Genomic DNA, 16,121 nt, shown 5'->3' on the forward strand with positions numbered 1-16,121 from the left:
GTGAGCAAGCCACTGACCTGCGATGTCGTGGTCGTCGGAGCCGGAATGGTGGGTGCGGCCTGCGCCCTGTACGCGGCCCGGGCGGGGCTCGACGTGATCGTCGTCGACCGTGGCCCGGTGGCCGGCGGCACGACCGGTGCCGGAGAGGGCAACCTCCTCGTCTCCGACAAGGAGCCGGGCCCGGAGCTGGACCTGGCGCTGCTGTCCGGCCGCCTCTGGGACGAACTGGCACGGGAGTTCGGGGAGGCCGTCGAGTACGAGGCCAAGGGGGGACTGGTCGTGGCCTCCTCAACCGGCGGGCTCGCGGCACTGCAGCGGTTCGCCGAACGGCAGCGTGCCGCGGGGGTGGTCGCCGAACCGGTCGCGGACGACGCGCTGTACGATCTCGAACCCCACCTCGCCCCGGGCCTGCCCGGCGCCGTCCACTATCCGCAGGACGCCCAGGTCATGCCCGCCCTGGCCGCCGCCCACCTGGTCCGCGCCTGCGGCGCCCGCCTGCTCACCGGCCACACGGTCACCGGAGTCCTGCGCGCCCCGGACGGCACCGTACGCGGGGTCCGCACCGACCGGGGCGACCTTCACGCGTCTGCGGTCGTCAACGCGGCCGGCACCTGGGGCGGCGAGGTCGCCGCACTCGCGGGCGCCCCGTTGCCCGTCCTGCCTCGGCGCGGCTTCGTCCTCGTCACCGAGCCCCTCCCGCGCAAGGTCCGGCACAAGGTGTACGCCGCCGACTACGTGGCCGACGTCGCCAGCGACTCGGCCGCGTTGCAGACCTCACCCGTCGTGGAGGACACCGCCGCGGGGCCGATCCTGATCGGGGCCAGCCGCGAGCGGGTCGGGTTCGACCGGACGTTCTCCCTACCGGTCGTACGGGCCCTGGCGGCCGGCGCAACGCGGCTGTTCCCGTTCCTGGAGCGAGTGCGGGCCATGCGCTCCTACCTGGGCTTCCGCCCGTACCTGCCCGACCACCTCCCCGCTGTCGGACCGGACCCCCGCGTCCCCGGGCTGTACCACGCCTGCGGTCACGAGGGCGCGGGCATCGGGCTCGCCACCGGCACCGGCCACTTGATCGCCCAAGCCCTCACCGCCGCCAGGCCCGACCTGGACCTGGCGCCGTTCCGCCCCGACCGCTTCGCCGAGGAGGCCGCGTGAGATCCCCCGTGGAACTGGCCGACGCCCGTCCCGGCCCCGCGTTCACCGTCACCCTGGACGGCCGTGAGATCGAGGCCCTGCCCGGCCAGACCGTCGCCGCCGCGCTCTGGGCGGCCGGAGTGACGTCGTGGCGCCGCACCCGGGGCGAGGGCCGTCCGCGCGGTGTCTTCTGCGGCATCGGCGTCTGCTTCGACTGTCTCGTGACGGTCAACGGCCGGCCTAACCAGCGGGCCTGCCTGGCGCCCCTGCGGCCGGGCGACGCCATCCGCACCCAGGAGGGGACGGGCCACGATGACTGACGCGGATCGACGGGAGGCCCGCCCGCACCTGGCGGTGATCGGCGCCGGACCGGCCGGCCTCGCGGCGAGCGTCGCGGCCGCCGCGCAGGGCGTACGGGTCACGCTCCTGGACTCGGCCCCGCAGGCCGGCGGGCAGTTCTACCGGCAGCCCGCCGCCGAACTGCGCGCCCGCCGCCCCCAGGCCCTGCACCACCAGTGGCGCGCCTGGAAGCGGCTCACCGAAGCGCTGCACGCCCACGTCCGGGCGGGCGGCGTCAGGCACTTGACGGAGCATCACGTGTGGTGCGTGCAGCGGCGCACCGACGGTTTCACCGTGCACGCGCTCCTCGGCCCCGAGCAGGAGGACCCGTTCGAAGTGCACGCCGACGCCGTGCTCCTGGCGACGGGCGGATACGAGAAGGTGCTGCCGTTCCCCGGCTGGACCCTCCCCGGTGTGGTCACCGCGGGAGGCGCCCAGGCCATGCTCAAGGGCACGCTCGCGGTCCCCGGCCGCACCGCCGTGGTCGCCGGGACCGGCCCGCTTCTCCTCCCCGTGGCGACCGGCCTCGCCGCGGCCGGCGTCGAGGTGGCCGCTCTCGTCGAGTCCGCCGGCCCCAGGGCCTTCGCACGGCGGTCCCGCGCGCTGGCGACGCAGCCGGGCAAGGTCGTCGAAGGCGCCGGGTACGCGGCACGGCTGCTGCGCCACCGGGTACGGCTCCTGGCCCGGCACACGATCGTCCAGGCGCACGGCACCGGCCGGATCGAGGCGGTCACCGTCGCCGCGCTCGACGGCGACGGCCGGGTCAGGCCCGGCACCGGACGCCGTATCCCCTGCGACACCCTCGCCGTCGGCCACGGCATGCTCCCGCACACCGATCTCGCCGAGACGCTGGGCTGCCGGCTCGACGGCCACGACGTGCGCGTGGACGACGAGCAGCGCACCGACGTCCCCGGCGTCTGGGCCGCCGGCGAGACCACGGGTGTCGGCGGCTGTGCCCTCGCGCTCGCCGAGGGCCGCATCGCCGGGCGCTCGGCCGCGGCGCGCCTGCGCGGGACCGAGCCCGACCCGCGCGCATGGGCGGCGGCCGCCAGGGCCCGGGACCGGCTACGGGCGTTCTCCGCCGCGCTCGACTCCGTGTACGCGCCGCCGGCGCACTGGGCCGAACAGGTCACCGACGACACCGTCGTCTGCCGCTGCGAGGAGGTCACCGGGGGTGCGATCCGGGAGGCCGTCGCGGAACTCGGAGCCGGTGATCCGCGCACCGTGAAGCTGCTGACACGGGCCGGGATGGGCTGGTGCCAGGGCCGGGTGTGCGGGCCCGCGGTCGCCGGCCTCGCCGGATGTGAAGCCACCCCGTCCCGGCGGCCGTTCGCCCGGCCCGTGCCGCTCGGGGTGCTGGCCCGTGCCGGCGAGACCGAGAGCGACTGAGCCGGACCGGCCGCACGGACATCCTGCCCACCGCTGTAACCATCAGTAAAATGTCACACCCTATTGAGAGGGGATCCTCATGCCGGACACCGACCTCGAACACCGCCCCTGGCGCGGTGTGCTCGTCGCCACCGCCCTCCCGCTGAACGACGATCTCTCCGTCGACCACGGCAAGTTCGCCGAGCACTGCGCCTGGCTGGTCGAGAACGGCTGCGACGGCGTCGTCCCGAACGGCTCGCTCGGCGAGTACCAGGTCCTCACCCCCGAGGAGCGCGCCAAGGTCGTCGAGACGGCCGTCGCCGCCGTCGGCGGTGCGCGCGTGATGCCAGGCGTGGCCGCCTACGGCTCCGCCGAGTCCCGCCGCTGGGCCGAGCAGGCACGCGACGCCGGATGCGCGTCCGTGATGCTGCTGCCACCCAACGCCTACCGCGCCGACGAGCGCTCGGTGCTGTCGCACTACGCCGAGGTCGCCGAGGCGGGCGTGCCCATCGTGGCGTACAACAACCCCATCGACACCAAGGTCGACCTCGTGCCGGAGCTGCTGGCCAAGCTGCACGGCGAGGGACACATCCACGCGGTGAAGGAGTTCTCCGGCGACGTCCGCCGCGCCTACCAGCTCGCCGAACTCGCCCCGGGACTCGATCTGCTGATCGGCGCCGACGACGTACTGCTGGAGCTCGCGATCGCCGGTGCGAAGGGCTGGGTGGCCGGCTACCCCAACGCGCTGCCGAAATCCTGCGTCGAGCTGTACCGCGCGGCCGTCCGCGGCGACCTCGGCACGGCCCGGAAGCTGTACGAGCAACTGCACCCGCTGCTGCGCTGGGACTCCAAGGTGGAGTTCGTGCAGGCCATCAAGCTGTCCATGGACATCGTCGGCCGACACGGCGGACCGGTCCGCCCGCCGCGCGTTGCGCTGCTGCCCGAGCAGGAGGCGGCGGTCCGGGCCGCCACCGAGAAGGCCGTCGCCGCGGGGCTCGCGTAACCGTACTCACGTCACCGCAAAGGAGGCTGGACCGTGCGCAGCACACTCGTCCTGCACGCCGTCGACTCGCACACCGAGGGCATGCCCACCCGTGTCGTCACCGGCGGCATCGGCACGATCCCCGGCGCCACCATGAACGAGCGGCGCCTGTACTTCCGTGAGCACCGCGACGACATCAAGCAACTCCTGATGAACGAACCGCGCGGCCACTCGGCGATGAGCGGTGCCATCCTTCAGCCGCCCACCCGTCCCGACTGCGACTGGGGCGTCATCTACATCGAGGTCTCCGGCTATCTGCCGATGTGCGGGCACGGCACCATCGGCGTGGCGACGGTGCTCGTCGAGACCGGCATGGTCGAGGTAGTCGAGCCCGTCACCACGATCCGGCTCGACACCCCGGCGGGCCTCGTCGTGGCCGAGGTGGCGGTGGAGGACGGCGCCGCCAAGGCGGTCACCCTCCAGAACGTGCCGTCCTTCTCCGTCGCCCTCGACCGCAAGATCACACTGGCCGACGGACGCACGGTGACATACGACCTGGCGTACGGCGGCAACTTCTACGCCATCCTGCCGCTGGACCAGTTCGGAGTGCCGTTCGACCGCTCCCGCAAGGACGACATCCTCCGGGCCGGTCTCTCCCTCATGGCGGCGATCAACGCCGAGGACGAACCCGTCCACCCCGAGGACGCGTCCATCCGCGGATGTCACCACGTCCACCTGATCGCCCCCGGCTCCACCGCCCGGCTCTCCCGGCACGCCATGGCGATCCACCCCGGCTGGTTCGACCGCTCACCCTGCGGCACGGGCACCAGCGCGCGCATGGCCCAGCTGCACGCGCGCGGCGAACTCCCCCTGCACACCGAGTTCGTGAACGAGTCCTTCATCGGCACCCGGTTCACCGGCCGCCTCCTGGGCACCACCGAGGTGGCGGGCCGCCCGGCCGTCCTGCCGAGCTTCACCGGTCGCGCCTGGATCACCGGCACGGCGCAGTACCTGCTCGACCCGACCGATCCGTTCCCGGCCGGGTTCGTGCTGTGAGCGTCGAGGATAATGAGGCGCGTACCGCGTGACATTGCACAGCTAGGAGACCCATGGCCGTCCAGCGCACCGGCGCCCCGTCCACCGCAGCAGCCCCGGCGCTGCCTGCTCTGGGCGGCAAGAAGAGCAGCTACCGGGAGCGGGTCGCCGACGCCCTGCGGGCCGCGCTGATCGCCGGTGAACTCCTCCCCGGCGAGGTGTACTCGGCACCGACGCTCGCCGCCCGCTTCGGCGTCTCGGCGACGCCGGTGCGCGAGGCCATGCTCGACCTGGTCAAGGAGGGGCTGGTCGACACCGTTCCCAACAAGGGCTTCCGGGTCACCGAGGTATCCGAGAAGCAACTCGACGAGTACACGCACATCCGCGCGCTCATCGAGATCCCCACGGTGGTGGAGCTGGCCAGGACCGCTGACAAGGTCTCCCTGGAGGCACTGCGCCCCGCCGCCCGGGAGATCGTGCAGGCCGCCGTCTCCGCCGACCTCATCGCCTACGTCGAGGCCGACACCCGCTTCCACCTCGGCTTGCTCGCCCTCGCAGGCAACGCCCATCTCGTCGAGGTCGTCGGCGACCTGCGGGGGCGTTCCCGGCTCTACGGGCTCACCGCGCTCGTCCGGGCGGGCCGCCTGCTGGCGTCCGCCGAGGAGCACCTCGAACTCCTCGACGCGCTGATCGCACGCGACGAGAGGGCCGTACGGGAGGTCATGACCCGGCACCTCGGGCACGTCCGGGGGCTGTGGGCCGCACGCGAAGAGCACTGACGGGGCCCGTCTCGCGCCGTACACCGCGGGACGCGGCCCGGCCCCACGCGGTCGGTCAGGGACGCGGAGGGGTGTCCGTCTCGGCGACGGCCGTCGCCCCGAGCTTCGCCGACCGGATCTGCTCGTACACACGGGTCCGCAGCTCGGCGAAGCGCGGGGACACACGCGTGGTCAACTGGTCCCGGTCGTCGGGCAGATCGACCTTCAGCTGCTCCCGCACGACGGTCGGCGACGCGGAGAGCACGATCACCCGCTGACCGAGGTACACGGCCTCGTCGATGTCGTGGGTGACGAACAGGATCGTGATACCGCGTTCCCGCCACAGCCCCCGTACGAGGTCCTCCAGATCGGCCCGTGTCTGGGCGTCCACGGCCGCGAACGGCTCGTCCATCAGAAGGACCTGGGGCTCGTAGGCCAGGGCGCGGGCGATCGCGACCCGCTGCTGCATCCCGCCGGACAGCTGCCAGGGGTACGCCCCGGCGGCGTCCGCGAGTCCGACCGACGTCAGCGCGTCGGTGACCAGCTCCCGGCGGCGGGCCCTGCTCAGGTCCTTCTGCCTGAGCGGCAGTTCGACGTTCTCGCCGACCCGCATCCACGAAAAGAGGCTGCGCCCGTACTCCTGGAAGACGAACGCCATGCCGGGCGGCGGACCACTGACCTTCTGCCCGGCCAGTCGCACCTCACCCGCCGTCGGTGCCAGCAGCCCGCCCACGCACTTCAGCAGGGTCGTCTTGCCGCAGCCCGACGGGCCCACGAGGCAGACCAGTTCCCCCGCGTCGGCGGTGAAGGTGAGGTCGCGGACCGCCTCCACGCGCCGCCCCGACCCCTCGTAGACCTTCCGCAGACCGCGTACGTCGAGCATGGACCGCCCTTTCGTGAGCGTCACGGGGACCGCCGGGACGAGGCTCGCAGACCGTGGTACCAGCCGAGCACCCGTCGCTCGACCAGCTGGAAGAGGACCGACAACAGGAAGCCGAGCAGACCGAGGACCAGGATGCCGGTCCACATGTCGGGGATCGCGAACCCGCGCTGGAACTGGACGATGGTGAAACCGAGCCCGTTCTGCGCCGTGAACATCTCGCTGATCACCATGAGGATGATGCCGATGGACAGGGCCTGCCGCAGCCCCGCGAAGATCTGCGGGCTCGCCGACCGCAGCACCACGTGGCGCAGCCGTGCGGCGCCCGTGACGCCGTACGAGCGGGCTGTCTCCGACATGACCGGGTCCACCGCGCGCACGCCCTCGGCCGTGTTCAGCATGACCGGCCAGACGCAGCCGCTCGCGATCACAACGATCTTGCTCATGTCCCCGATGCCCGCGAACAGCGTGACGACCGGCACCAGCACCGGCGGCGGGACCGCCCGCAGGAACTCCAGGACCGGCTCGCACACCGCCCGCACCCGCCGGTAGGACCCGATGACGGTGCCGAGCGCCACGCCCACGACGGCCGCCAGTGCGTAACCGCCGGTCAGCCGCAGCACGCTGGGCAGGACGTCGTCGCGCAGGCGCCGCGCGGTCCACACCTCAGGGAAGGCTTCCAGGATGGTCCGCAGGGGAGGCCAGTACACGTCGGTGCTGCCGGCGGAGGCGAACCACCAGGCGGCCACCAGCAGGGCGGGCAGCGCGACGACGAAGAAGAGCCGCAGGACCAGGCGTTTCACACCGCCGTTCACACCGCCACCTCCCCGCGTACCGACTGGTGCCAGGCCAGCGCCCGGCGCTCCACCGTCCGCGCGCCCACGTTGATCACCAGTCCGAGCAGACCGGTGACCACCACCAGGGCGTACATCTCCGGTACGGCCTGCGAGGTCTGGGCGACGGCGATGCGCCGGCCCAGGCCCGGGGCCCCGAGGACGAGTTCGGCTGTCACCGCCAGGATCAGGGCGACCGCGGCGGCCAGGCGGACGCCCGTCATGACGTACGGCAGGGCCGTGGGCCACAGGACGTGGCGGACCCGCGCCCAGGTGCCGAGGCCGTAGGAGCGGGCCGTCTCCTCGGCGACCGGGTCGACGTCCTGGATGCCGTACAGCGTCTGGATCAGCACCTGCCAGAACGACGCGTACACCACCAGCAGGAGCACCGACCGCAGTTCCGTGCCGTACAGCAGGACCGCGAGCGGGATCAGGGCGACCGAGGGGATCGGGCGGAGGAACTCGATCGTGGACGCGGTCGCCTCCCGCAGGTGGGGCACGACCGCGATCACGACTCCGGCGAGGACCCCGGCCGTCACCGCGATGGCCAGGCCCACCGCCCAGCCGGTGAGCGTGTCCCCGAGCGCCGTCCAGAAGGCATGGTCACCGAGTTCGGTCAGGAGCGCGTCGGTGATGCGGCTGACAGGCGGGAAGTAGTCCTCGGAGACGATGCCGAGCCGCGGGACCGCCTCGCACAGCGCGAGGAACCCCGCGAGCCCGGCCGCGCCCAGCAGGGCGTTGGCCGCCCTCACGGCAGCAGCTTGTCCAGGTCGACGGTCTCCTCGAACAGGCCGTCGTCCTCGGCCAGTTCGGCCAGCCTCTCGATGGAGGCGCGGTCCGGCTCGGCGGGGAAGTGCGGCAGGGTCAGTTCGCCCAGCAGGTCCGGCGGGATCTTCGTGTACGTGGTGAGGATCTGGCGGACCTCGTCCGGGTGGCTGTCGGCGTACTCGAGGGACTCGGCGGTCGCCTCCTGGAACTTCTTCACCAGCTCCGGGTTCTCCTGGGCGTACTGCTGGGAGGTGAGGTACATGGCCACGGTGAGGTTAGGGTCCACGTCGTAGAAGCTCGACGCGATGGACGTGCCGCCCTGGGCCTTGACGGTGGCGAGCGCGGGTTCCGGCGTGCAGGCCGCGTCGACCTGGTCGTTGTCGAGCGCGGCGGGCATCTGGTCGAAGGGCATCTCGACGAACGTCAGCTTCGACGGGTCGCCGCCGTCCTTGCGGACCGACTCCCTGACCGCGGTGTCGCAGATGTTGTTGAGCGTGTTGACCGCGACCTTCTTGCCCTCCAGTTGCCTGGGGGACTTGATCGCGCTGCCCTTCTTCACCGTGGTGCCCATGAAATCGGCACCCTCCTCGGCGGTGGAGGCGACGCCGTTCGCCACGACCTTGACGGGCATGTTCTTGGAGGCGGCCACCAGCAGGGACGTCGTGTTGCTGAAGCCGAACTGGAACTGGCCGGAGACGACACCGGGCAGGATCGCCGCCCCGCCCTGCGCGGGTGTCAGCTCCAGCTTGATGCCGCGCTCGGCGTAGAAGCCCTTCTTCTGACCCAGATAGACGGGAGCCACGTCCAGGATGGGAATGACTCCGACCTTGAGCGTGGTGGTACCACCGGATCCCTTGTCCCCGCCGGCCGACCCGGAAGATTCGGAACCGCAGGCCGTCGCGGCGGTGAACAGGGTGCCGGCCGCGAGGCAGATGAGCAGACGACGCATGACTCCCCCTAGTGGGACAGCATTTCGACGGGCCGTGCGCAGACCGCACACAAGTGCTCAGCGCGAAACTAGAGGGTTGCCGGGCTGAGGGTCAATGCCCTTGTGCACAAGGGCTGTTGACATCACGAGATCCGCACTCCTAGCGTGCGTGCGCAGAGCGTACGGTCGTACGGCACGCCGGAGGCCAGGATGTCCGCTGAAGCCCGCGCACCTCATTTCGTCCGGTCCTTCGAACGCGGCCTCGCCGTGATCCGCGCCTTCGACGCAGAGCACCCGGCCCTGACGCTCAGCGAGGTCGCGCGCGCCTGCGAGCTGACCCGTGCCGCCGCCCGCCGCTTCCTGCTCACCCTCGCCGACCTCGGCTACGTCCACACCGACGGCCGCCACTTCCGCCTCACCCCGCGCGTGCTGGAGCTCGGCTACTCCTACCTCTCCAGCTACACCCTGCCGCAGATCGCCGAACCCCATCTGGAGCAACTCGTCGCGCAGGTACGGGAGTCGTCCTCGCTGTGCGTCCTGGACGGCGACGACATCGTGTACGTCGCCCGCGTCCCGACCCGGCGCATCATGACGGCGTCCATCACGGTCGGCACCCGGTTCCCGGCGTACGTCACCTCGGTGGGCCGGGTGATCCTCGCCCACCTGCCGGAGGAGGACGTTCGACCCCGGCTGGCACAGGCCGAGTCGAAGCCGCTGACCGCACGCACCATCACCTCACCGGAGGTGCTGCGCGCGGAGCTCGGTCGCGTCCGCCGGCAGGGATACGCCCTGGTCGACCAGGAGTTGGAGGAGGGGCTGAGGTCGGTCGCCGTCCCGGTGCGGGACCGGGACGGCGAGGTGATAGCGGCGGTCAACATCGCCGTGCACGCCGGCCGCAACTCCGTCGACTCCGTGCGCCGCGACCTGCTCCCGCACCTGCTGGCGACGGTCGCCCGCATCGAGGCCGACCTGCGGATCACAAATCCAGCACCAGCCGCTTCCCCCGGCACCGGGACACACAGATCATCATCGTCTCGCCGCTCTGCTGCTCCTCGGCCGTGAGCACGGAGTCCCGGTGCTCCGGGGTGCCGTCCAGGACGTCGGTCTCACAGGTCCCGCAGGTGCCTTCGGTGCAGGAGTAGAGCACCTCGACGCCGGCCGCCCGCACCGAGTCCAGCACGGATTCACCCGGCGCGACGGTGAGCGTGAGCCCGCTCCGGGCCAGCTCCACCTCGAACTCCCCGTCCTCGCGGCCCGGTTGCTCCTTCGGCTGGAACCGCTCCACGTGCAGCACCCCGGGCGGGCACCGCTCCTCGACCGCGTCGAGCAGCGGCCCGGGACCACAGCAGTAGACGAGCGTGCCGTCGGGCACCTCATCGAGCATCGACGCCAGGTCCAGCAGCCCGGTCTCGTCCTGCGGGGCGATGGTGACCCGCTCCCCGTGCCGCGCCAGCTCCTCGGCGAACGCCATCGATCGACGCGTACGCCCGCCGTACAGCAGCGTCCACTCGGCGCCCGCCGCCTCGGCCGCGGCCAGCATGGGCAGGATCGGGGTGATGCCGATGCCGCCCGCGATGAACCGATAGCGGCGCGAGGGCTCCAGCCGGAAGTGATTGCGCGGACCGCGCACCCGGACCTTGTCGCCCTGTCCCACCTGCTCGTGCACATGGGCGGAACCGCCCCGCCCGTCCGGCTCCCGCAGGACGGCGATCCGCCACCGCGTCCGGTCCGCCGGATCGCCGCACAGCGAGTACTGCCGCTCGAGATCGGGCCCGAGGACGACGTCGATGTGGGCGCCGGGCTCCCAGGCCGGGAGCGGCTCGCCCAGCGGGTGGCGCAGGGTGAGGGCGAGCACCCCGTCGGCGACGAACTCCCGGCTCTCGACGACGAGTTCGGCTTCGTACGCGGTCATGAGCTGGTTCCTCGCGGCTCGTCCGGAATGTGCCCCTGGGGATGGGCGAGCATCCACTCCCACATCTCCACCGGGTCCTGCGCGGTGTGCTCGCGGCCGCAGTGGCAGGTGCCGTGCAGAACGTCGGTGCCCGGCAGCCAGTCGATGCGATAGATCTCTCCGGTCGGGCTCGTCACTGGACCTTCTCCATCGGCTTCTCGCCCTCCTCGACCAGCCGGGCGAGGATACGGCGGGCGGCCAGGCCGCCGGTGTCGATGTTGATGCTCAGCTCCTGGTAGCCGTGCCGTTCGGTGCCGAGGGTCTTCTGCAGCAGGTTGAGCGCGGTGACGTCCTGCATCACGACGGTGTGGTTGTTGCCGCGCAGGAACTCGGTGACCTCGTCGTCGTCCGTCGCCCAGTCACGCGAGACAGCCCAGAAGTCGTACACCTTGCCGTCGCCGGACGGGGTGATGGCGTACGTGACCTCGGTGTGGAAGCCGTTCGGGTCACTGCCGTCCGCCTCCGGCAGCACACCGACCGGGGCGACCCTGCTGTGCAGCAGATACAGGCACGGCGCGTGGTACTCGATGTCCTGCCAGCGCGTGATCCGGCCCTGGATGCCGGTCGACCTGGCGTAGAACGGCGGGCACTCCGCGTCGTCCATGTGCCGGCTCACCCGTACGATGCCGGCGCCCTCGTCGACCTCGGTGGTGATCGGCGTCTCGGCGACCTCGGGGGTGCCGATGTAGCCGCCGTGCAGATAGGTCTCGTGCGAGAGGTCGAGGAGGTTGTCGACGAGCAGGCCGTAGTCGCAGTCGATGGGCTCCATGCCGCGCACGGTGACCCAGCCGGGGGAGTCGAGGTGCCTGGCCCGCGGGATGCTCCCCGGGTCGGCGAGTGCCGGGTCACCGATCCACACCCAGATCAACGAGTCCTGCTCGACGACGGGGTAGGAGGCCACGCGCGCCGTCCGCGGGACGCGCTTCTGCCCCGGCACGTACACGCACGTACCCGTCGTGTCGTACGTGAACCCGTGGTACCCACACACGATCCGGTCCCCGTCGAGCCGGGTCGGGGCCTCGGACAGCGGATAGCGCCGGTGCACACAGCGGTCGTGCAGGACGACCGGCGCCCCCTCCTCCTGCGTGCGGTAGAGCACGAGCGTCTCACCGAGGATCGTCCGCCCGAGCAACTCGCGCCCGACCTCATGGCTGTATGCGGCGACGTACCACTGGTTCCTGGCGAAGGCGGTCATGTGAGGCATGGGCTTCCCATCCCTGTCGGCGGGGCGTCCTCGCCCCGCGAGCCGTGGTTGGGAACAGGTTCCTGACGGCTGCGGTTGCCGCGCAAGGCGGCTTCCGTCAGGCGGAAGCGTCTCTGCGGAAGAGCTGGTCAGGGCCTTGCCACGGGCCTTGCACATCACTTGAAGCGGCTGCGGAGTGACTCCGCTGGGCGGATGGCTCCAGAGAGGTGGCCGTTGACGGGTTCTTGCCGGCCCTTGGGCGGATCCGTTCGATCAGCGGGTGACCAGCAGGCCCCGGCCGCGCAGCACCCGCCGCTCCAACGGGCTGAAGATCAGCAGGTCGATGGCGATGCCGACGAGCAGGATGAGGAAGATGGCCAGGAACACCTGCGAGATGCTGGCGTTGTTGCGCCCGTTCTCCAGCAACTGGCCGAGTCCGACGCCCAGATCGGGCGAGGAGGCGATGATCTCGGCCGCCATCAGCGAGCGCCACGAGAACGCCCAGCCCTGCTTCAGGCCGGCGAGATAGCCGGGGAGCGCGCCCGGCATCACGATGTGCCAGGCGCCGCGCAGGCCGGTCGCGCCCAGGGTGCGTCCGGCGCGCAGGAAGAGCGGGGGGATCTGGTCGATGCCCGCGACGAGACCGTTGGCGATGGAGGGGACCGCGCCGAGCAGGATCACGGCGTACATCATCGAGTTGTTCAGACCCAGCCAGAGCACGGCGGGCGGCACCCAGGCCACCGACGGCAGCGACTGCAGACCGGACAGGATGGGGCCGACGGCCGCCCTGACGAACTTCACCCGGGCGACCAGCAGACCGAGCGGCGTACCGATGGCGAGTGCCATCAGGAATCCGAGCAGGCCGCGCGAGACCGACGTCCAGATGTAGTCGAGGAGCGTGCCCTGCCGCCAGGCGTCGGTCACCTCGTCCCACACCGCGGACGGCGACGGCAGCTTGTAGTCGGGGGCGACCTCGGCCCACACCAGCAGCTGCCAGACCACCAGCACCAGTGCGACGGCGGTGATGGGCGGCAGTGCTTTGCGTATCAGCGTCTCGCGCAGCGGTGTACGGTCGGCCTGTACCGATTCCAGTGCGTCGAGTCCGGCCTCCAGCCCCGCCAGATCTTGCGTGTCCTGCACTTCCTGGGGCTCCCCGGCTGCCGATGAGCCGGCCTTGTTGGCGTCGGTGCCGGTGTCAGTGCTGGCCATGGCGGCGGATCTCCCTGCGCAGTTCTTCGGTGATTTCGACGGACAACTCGGCGACCGCGCTGTCCTCGATGCGGCGCGGCTGCGGGATGCCGACGGTCCATTCCCGGGCGATCCGGCCCGGCCGCGAGGACAGCAGCACCACGCGCTGCGCCAGCTTCACCGCCTCGCGCACGTTGTGCGTCACGAACAGCACCGACACTCCCGTCTCGCGCCAGATGCGGGTCAGCTCGTCGTGCAGGACGTCACGGGTGATGGCGTCCAGCGCGGCGAACGGCTCGTCCATCAGCAGCAGTCGGCTGTCCTGGGCCAGCGCGCGGGCCAGTGCGACGCGCTGGCGCATACCGCCCGACAGTTCGTGCACCCGCTTGCCGTGCGCGCCCTGCAGCCGTACGAGGTCCAACAGCCGTTCCGCCTCGGCGCGGCGCTCCGGCCCCGCGACCCCGCGCAGCTTCAGCGCGAGTTCGATGTTCTTGCCCGCGGTCAGCCACGGGAACAGGGCGTGTTCCTGGAACATCAGGGCGGGCCGGCCGTCCGTGTCGATCGAGCCGGCGGAGGGCCGGTCGAGCCCGGCGACCAGGTTGAGCAGGGTGGACTTGCCGCAACCGGAGGCACCCAGGAGGGTGACGAACTCGCCCGGTGCGACATCGAGCGTGATGTCGTCCAGCACGAGCTGCTGCCCGCCGGGCGTGCCCGGCGCGGGGAAGGACTTCGAGACGTGCTCGATACGGGCGGCGTGGGTCACCGCCGTGGCGTCCGGGACAGCCTTGGCGACCGTGGTGGCCATGGTCGTCACCTCCTGGGTACCCATCGGGGCGGTTGTCGCTTGTCGGCTGTTCGGCTACTCGGCGCCGAGACCGGCGTCGTCGACCAGGTCAACGCCCTCGGCCTTGAGGACCTTGTTGAGCGGGGCGAGGTCGTAGATGCCCTTCAGGCTGGGCTGCTCCAGCAGACCGGCCTTGACCGCGTGCTCGGCCTGGGTGTTGAGGGTGGCGGCCAGCGGGTCGTCGAGGAAGGTGATGGACTTCCAGGCCGGGTCGATGACCTCTGCGGGCAGGGCCTTGCCGGACTCTTCCTTCAGTGCCGCGTTGGCTGACGCCTTGGCTTTGTCCGGGTTGGCGTTGATCCACTCGTTGGTCTTCACCGAGCCGCGCAGCACGGCCTCGACGACGTCCGGGTGATCCTTGAGGAAGTCCTGACGCACGATGATGTTCGTGATCACGAACTTCTTGTCGGGCCACAGGTCGGCTTCGTCGAGGATCACCTTCGCGCCCTCGGAGACCAGCTTGGAAGCGGTCGGCTCCGGCACCCAGGCTCCGTCGATGGAACCGGACTTGTAGGCGTCCGGGGTGATCTTGTTGTCCGTGCGGACGACGGAGACGTCGCCCTTGCCGCTCTCCGCGTCGACCTTCCAGCCCTTCTCCGCGATCCAGTTGAGGAACGCGACGTCCTGGGTGTTGCCGAGCTGCGGCGTGGCGATCTTCTTGCCCTTGACGTCGTCCAGGGACTTGATCTTCTTCGGGTTGACCACGAGCTTCACGCCACCGGAGGCGGAACCGCTGATGATGCGCAGGTTCTTGCCGCCCGACTTGGTGTAGCCGTTGATGGCGGGAGAGGGGCCGATCCAGCCGATGTCGATGGACCGGGCGTTCAGCGCCTCGATCTCGGAGGGCCCGGCGTTGAAGGTCGAGGCCTTGATCCTGGTGCCGCCGAGCTCCTTCTGGAACAGGCCCTCCTGGACGCCCACGAGGGCCGTGGCGTGGGTGAGGTTGGGGAAATAGCCGATCTTCACCTCGTCGGCGGAGAGCTTCTTGGCGTCCGCCGCGACCTCGGTCTGCTTGTCGTCGTCGGTGGCGTCGGATCCGTAGCCGCATGCGGTGAGCAGGAGGGGGAGCGCTGCTACGACGGCGATGGTGCGCAGGGTGGTGAGCGGTCTTGCGGCAGACACGGAGGTGTCCTCTCGGGGAATGGGTTGATCAGGGAGATGCGAAAGCGCGGGGCGCAGAGCTCATGGGCATGCGCCTGCGCTTCGTTCGCCGGCCCTCGGCGGCGGGAATGCCGTCGCGGATCCGGGAGCGGAGCTGTGCGGGGACGGGCGGGCGCGGGTGACGCTGCCGACCGAAGGATCTTCTGTCGACGGCTGCCGGGTGACGGCCTCAGGCGGGCTGACAGATGGCGCTGGACGTGCGGCCGAGGTCGATGTGGCGGCGCGAGGTCAGCAGGGGGAGCGACAGGTCGGCGCGGTCGCGCATGCGCATGGCCACCCCCCGCGGATTCCTAGTTTTCCTACCTGGCTGATAGGGATCGTGGCAGAAGGTGGCGTTCACCCCAAGGGGGTGTTCATATGATGGACGGGACTATCTCACTTTTTGGGATCTTTGGCCTACGGTCCAGCGTGTCAGGGGTTTACCCAGGCTTTCGGGGCGTCGGTCAGTGCGGCTACGCCGGTGGGCAGTTCGGCCGATGCGACGTCGGCGAGCGACACGCCCTCAAGAATCTCGCGCACATGCGACCGCAGCGCGATCCACAGGGGGAGCAGTGACTGGGCGGGGCCGGTGGAGGACAGCTCGGGCGGACGGACGCCGCGTACCGAGACCAGGGGGCCCTCCACGACGCGGATGACGTCGGCGATGGCCTCGGCCTTCAGTGGCCCGTCATCGGCTGGGTCGTGTCCGCAAAGTCCCGTCGTCCGCCCGGAGGGCGGGCCGCGCGGCGTATGGTGCGTGCTCTCGGCGTGCCGGGCGGAAGCCCTCGTACTG

General features: G+C 71.1%; 18 protein-coding genes and 1 pseudogene. 7 read left to right on the top strand and 12 right to left on the bottom strand.

Annotation, left to right across the window (positions count from 1 at the left end; all coding sequences use genetic code 11):
• From ACWCPI_RS31800 to ACWCPI_RS31825, 6 genes are all read left to right on the top strand, one after another.
• The gene (locus ACWCPI_RS31800) at window positions 1–1,152 is read left to right on the top strand and encodes an NAD(P)/FAD-dependent oxidoreductase (protein WP_451041402.1); all 1,152 of its coding nucleotides are present in this window, start codon (window positions 1–3) and stop codon (window positions 1,150–1,152) included.
• A complete protein-coding gene (locus tag ACWCPI_RS31805; RefSeq protein WP_451041403.1) occupies window positions 1,149–1,451 on the top strand; it encodes a (2Fe-2S)-binding protein in 303 nt (100 codons plus the stop codon). The genes ACWCPI_RS31800 and ACWCPI_RS31805 overlap by 4 nt, the downstream gene beginning before the upstream one ends.
• Entirely contained in the window at window positions 1,444–2,859 is a 1,416-nt protein-coding gene (locus ACWCPI_RS31810; RefSeq protein ID WP_451041404.1) for an FAD-dependent oxidoreductase, read from the top strand. The genes ACWCPI_RS31805 and ACWCPI_RS31810 overlap by 8 nt, the downstream gene beginning before the upstream one ends.
• A gap of 79 nt (window positions 2,860–2,938) precedes the next feature.
• On the top strand, window positions 2,939–3,841 hold the full coding sequence (locus ACWCPI_RS31815) for a dihydrodipicolinate synthase family protein (RefSeq protein WP_451041405.1): 903 nt from the start codon (window positions 2,939–2,941) through the stop codon (window positions 3,839–3,841).
• A 33-nt stretch (window positions 3,842–3,874) separates the two neighbouring features.
• Complete coding sequence (locus tag ACWCPI_RS31820) at window positions 3,875–4,876, top strand: proline racemase family protein (RefSeq protein ID WP_451041406.1); 1,002 nt, start codon at window positions 3,875–3,877, stop codon at window positions 4,874–4,876.
• A 53-nt stretch (window positions 4,877–4,929) separates the two neighbouring features.
• Window positions 4,930–5,634 carry a GntR family transcriptional regulator gene (locus ACWCPI_RS31825; protein WP_451041407.1) on the top strand — a complete coding sequence of 235 codons (705 nt, stop codon included), beginning with the start codon at window positions 4,930–4,932 and terminating at the stop codon, window positions 5,632–5,634.
• Between the two features lie 55 nt (window positions 5,635–5,689).
• On the opposite strand, the gene ACWCPI_RS31830 is transcribed toward ACWCPI_RS31825, so the two are convergent.
• From ACWCPI_RS31830 to ACWCPI_RS31845, 4 genes are read right to left on the bottom strand one after another with little or no spacing between them, the layout of a single operon-like run.
• A complete protein-coding gene (locus ACWCPI_RS31830) occupies window positions 5,690–6,496 on the bottom strand; it encodes an ABC transporter ATP-binding protein (RefSeq protein ID WP_451041408.1) in 807 nt (268 codons plus the stop codon).
• A gap of 20 nt (window positions 6,497–6,516) precedes the next feature.
• Window positions 6,517–7,296, bottom strand: coding sequence for an ABC transporter permease (locus tag ACWCPI_RS31835; RefSeq protein ID WP_451041426.1), 780 nt, complete (start codon window positions 7,294–7,296; stop codon window positions 6,517–6,519).
• Window positions 7,297–7,304: 8 nt separating this feature from the next.
• Window positions 7,305–8,078, bottom strand: coding sequence for an ABC transporter permease (locus ACWCPI_RS31840; RefSeq protein ID WP_451041409.1), 774 nt, complete (start codon window positions 8,076–8,078; stop codon window positions 7,305–7,307).
• Window positions 8,075–9,043, bottom strand: coding sequence for an ABC transporter substrate-binding protein (locus tag ACWCPI_RS31845; protein ID WP_451041410.1), 969 nt, complete (start codon window positions 9,041–9,043; stop codon window positions 8,075–8,077). The genes ACWCPI_RS31840 and ACWCPI_RS31845 overlap by 4 nt, the downstream gene beginning before the upstream one ends.
• Before the next feature lie 189 nt (window positions 9,044–9,232).
• Between ACWCPI_RS31845 and ACWCPI_RS31850 the strand changes: the two genes are divergently transcribed.
• Window positions 9,233–10,084 carry an IclR family transcriptional regulator domain-containing protein gene (locus tag ACWCPI_RS31850; protein WP_451041411.1) on the top strand — a complete coding sequence of 284 codons (852 nt, stop codon included), beginning with the start codon at window positions 9,233–9,235 and terminating at the stop codon, window positions 10,082–10,084.
• On the opposite strand, the gene ACWCPI_RS31855 is transcribed toward ACWCPI_RS31850, so the two are convergent.
• The 8 genes and pseudogenes from ACWCPI_RS31855 to ACWCPI_RS31890 all read right to left on the bottom strand — a co-directional run.
• Window positions 9,999–10,934 (bottom strand): PDR/VanB family oxidoreductase, encoded by a 936-nt coding sequence (locus ACWCPI_RS31855; RefSeq protein ID WP_451041412.1) that lies wholly within the window; start codon window positions 10,932–10,934, stop codon window positions 9,999–10,001. The genes ACWCPI_RS31850 and ACWCPI_RS31855 overlap by 86 nt on opposite strands.
• Window positions 10,931–11,110: a hypothetical protein gene (locus ACWCPI_RS31860; RefSeq protein WP_451041413.1), complete on the bottom strand. Its 180-nt coding sequence runs from the start codon at window positions 11,108–11,110 to the stop codon at window positions 10,931–10,933. Before ACWCPI_RS31860 ends, ACWCPI_RS31855 begins: the two co-directional genes overlap by 4 nt.
• The gene (locus ACWCPI_RS31865; protein WP_451041414.1) at window positions 11,107–12,177 is read right to left on the bottom strand and encodes a Rieske 2Fe-2S domain-containing protein; all 1,071 of its coding nucleotides are present in this window, start codon (window positions 12,175–12,177) and stop codon (window positions 11,107–11,109) included. Before ACWCPI_RS31865 ends, ACWCPI_RS31860 begins: the two co-directional genes overlap by 4 nt.
• Before the next feature lie 252 nt (window positions 12,178–12,429).
• Entirely contained in the window at window positions 12,430–13,365 is a 936-nt protein-coding gene (locus tag ACWCPI_RS31870; RefSeq protein ID WP_451041415.1) for an ABC transporter permease, read from the bottom strand.
• Window positions 13,352–14,149, bottom strand: coding sequence for an ABC transporter ATP-binding protein (locus ACWCPI_RS31875; protein ID WP_451041416.1), 798 nt, complete (start codon window positions 14,147–14,149; stop codon window positions 13,352–13,354). Before ACWCPI_RS31875 ends, ACWCPI_RS31870 begins: the two co-directional genes overlap by 14 nt.
• Before the next feature lie 54 nt (window positions 14,150–14,203).
• Entirely contained in the window at window positions 14,204–15,310 is a 1,107-nt protein-coding gene (locus ACWCPI_RS31880; RefSeq protein ID WP_451041417.1) for an ABC transporter substrate-binding protein, read from the bottom strand.
• A gap of 208 nt (window positions 15,311–15,518) precedes the next feature.
• A complete protein-coding gene (locus tag ACWCPI_RS31885; RefSeq protein ID WP_451041418.1) occupies window positions 15,519–15,620 on the bottom strand; it encodes a putative leader peptide in 102 nt (33 codons plus the stop codon).
• Between the two features lie 140 nt (window positions 15,621–15,760).
• Window positions 15,761–16,121 (bottom strand): annotated as a pseudogene (locus ACWCPI_RS31890) (hypothetical protein); the annotation flags it as partial.

This window comes from Streptomyces sp. NPDC001920, from assembly GCF_053594495.1.

What these genes read in the sequence shown, in the direction of transcription:
- ACWCPI_RS31810 (WP_451041404.1), top strand. Translation starts at nt 1,444, where the DNA reads ATGACTGACGCGGATCGACGGGAGGCCCGCCCGCACCTGGCGGTGATC.
- ACWCPI_RS31815 (WP_451041405.1), top strand. Translation starts at nt 2,939, where the DNA reads ATGCCGGACACCGACCTCGAACACCGCCCCTGGCGCGGTGTGCTCGTC.
- ACWCPI_RS31825 (WP_451041407.1), top strand. Translation starts at nt 4,930, where the DNA reads ATGGCCGTCCAGCGCACCGGCGCCCCGTCCACCGCAGCAGCCCCGGCG.
- ACWCPI_RS31830 (WP_451041408.1), bottom strand. Translation starts at nt 6,496, where the DNA reads ATGCTCGACGTACGCGGTCTGCGGAAGGTCTACGAGGGGTCGGGGCGG.
- ACWCPI_RS31845 (WP_451041410.1), bottom strand. Translation starts at nt 9,043, where the DNA reads ATGCGTCGTCTGCTCATCTGCCTCGCGGCCGGCACCCTGTTCACCGCC.
- ACWCPI_RS31850 (WP_451041411.1), top strand. Translation starts at nt 9,233, where the DNA reads ATGTCCGCTGAAGCCCGCGCACCTCATTTCGTCCGGTCCTTCGAACGC.
- ACWCPI_RS31855 (WP_451041412.1), bottom strand. Translation starts at nt 10,934, where the DNA reads ATGACCGCGTACGAAGCCGAACTCGTCGTCGAGAGCCGGGAGTTCGTC.
- ACWCPI_RS31865 (WP_451041414.1), bottom strand. Translation starts at nt 12,177, where the DNA reads ATGCCTCACATGACCGCCTTCGCCAGGAACCAGTGGTACGTCGCCGCA.
- ACWCPI_RS31870 (WP_451041415.1), bottom strand. Translation starts at nt 13,365, where the DNA reads ATGGCCAGCACTGACACCGGCACCGACGCCAACAAGGCCGGCTCATCG.
- ACWCPI_RS31875 (WP_451041416.1), bottom strand. Translation starts at nt 14,149, where the DNA reads ATGGCCACCACGGTCGCCAAGGCTGTCCCGGACGCCACGGCGGTGACC.
- ACWCPI_RS31885 (WP_451041418.1), bottom strand. Translation starts at nt 15,620, where the DNA reads ATGCGCATGCGCGACCGCGCCGACCTGTCGCTCCCCCTGCTGACCTCG.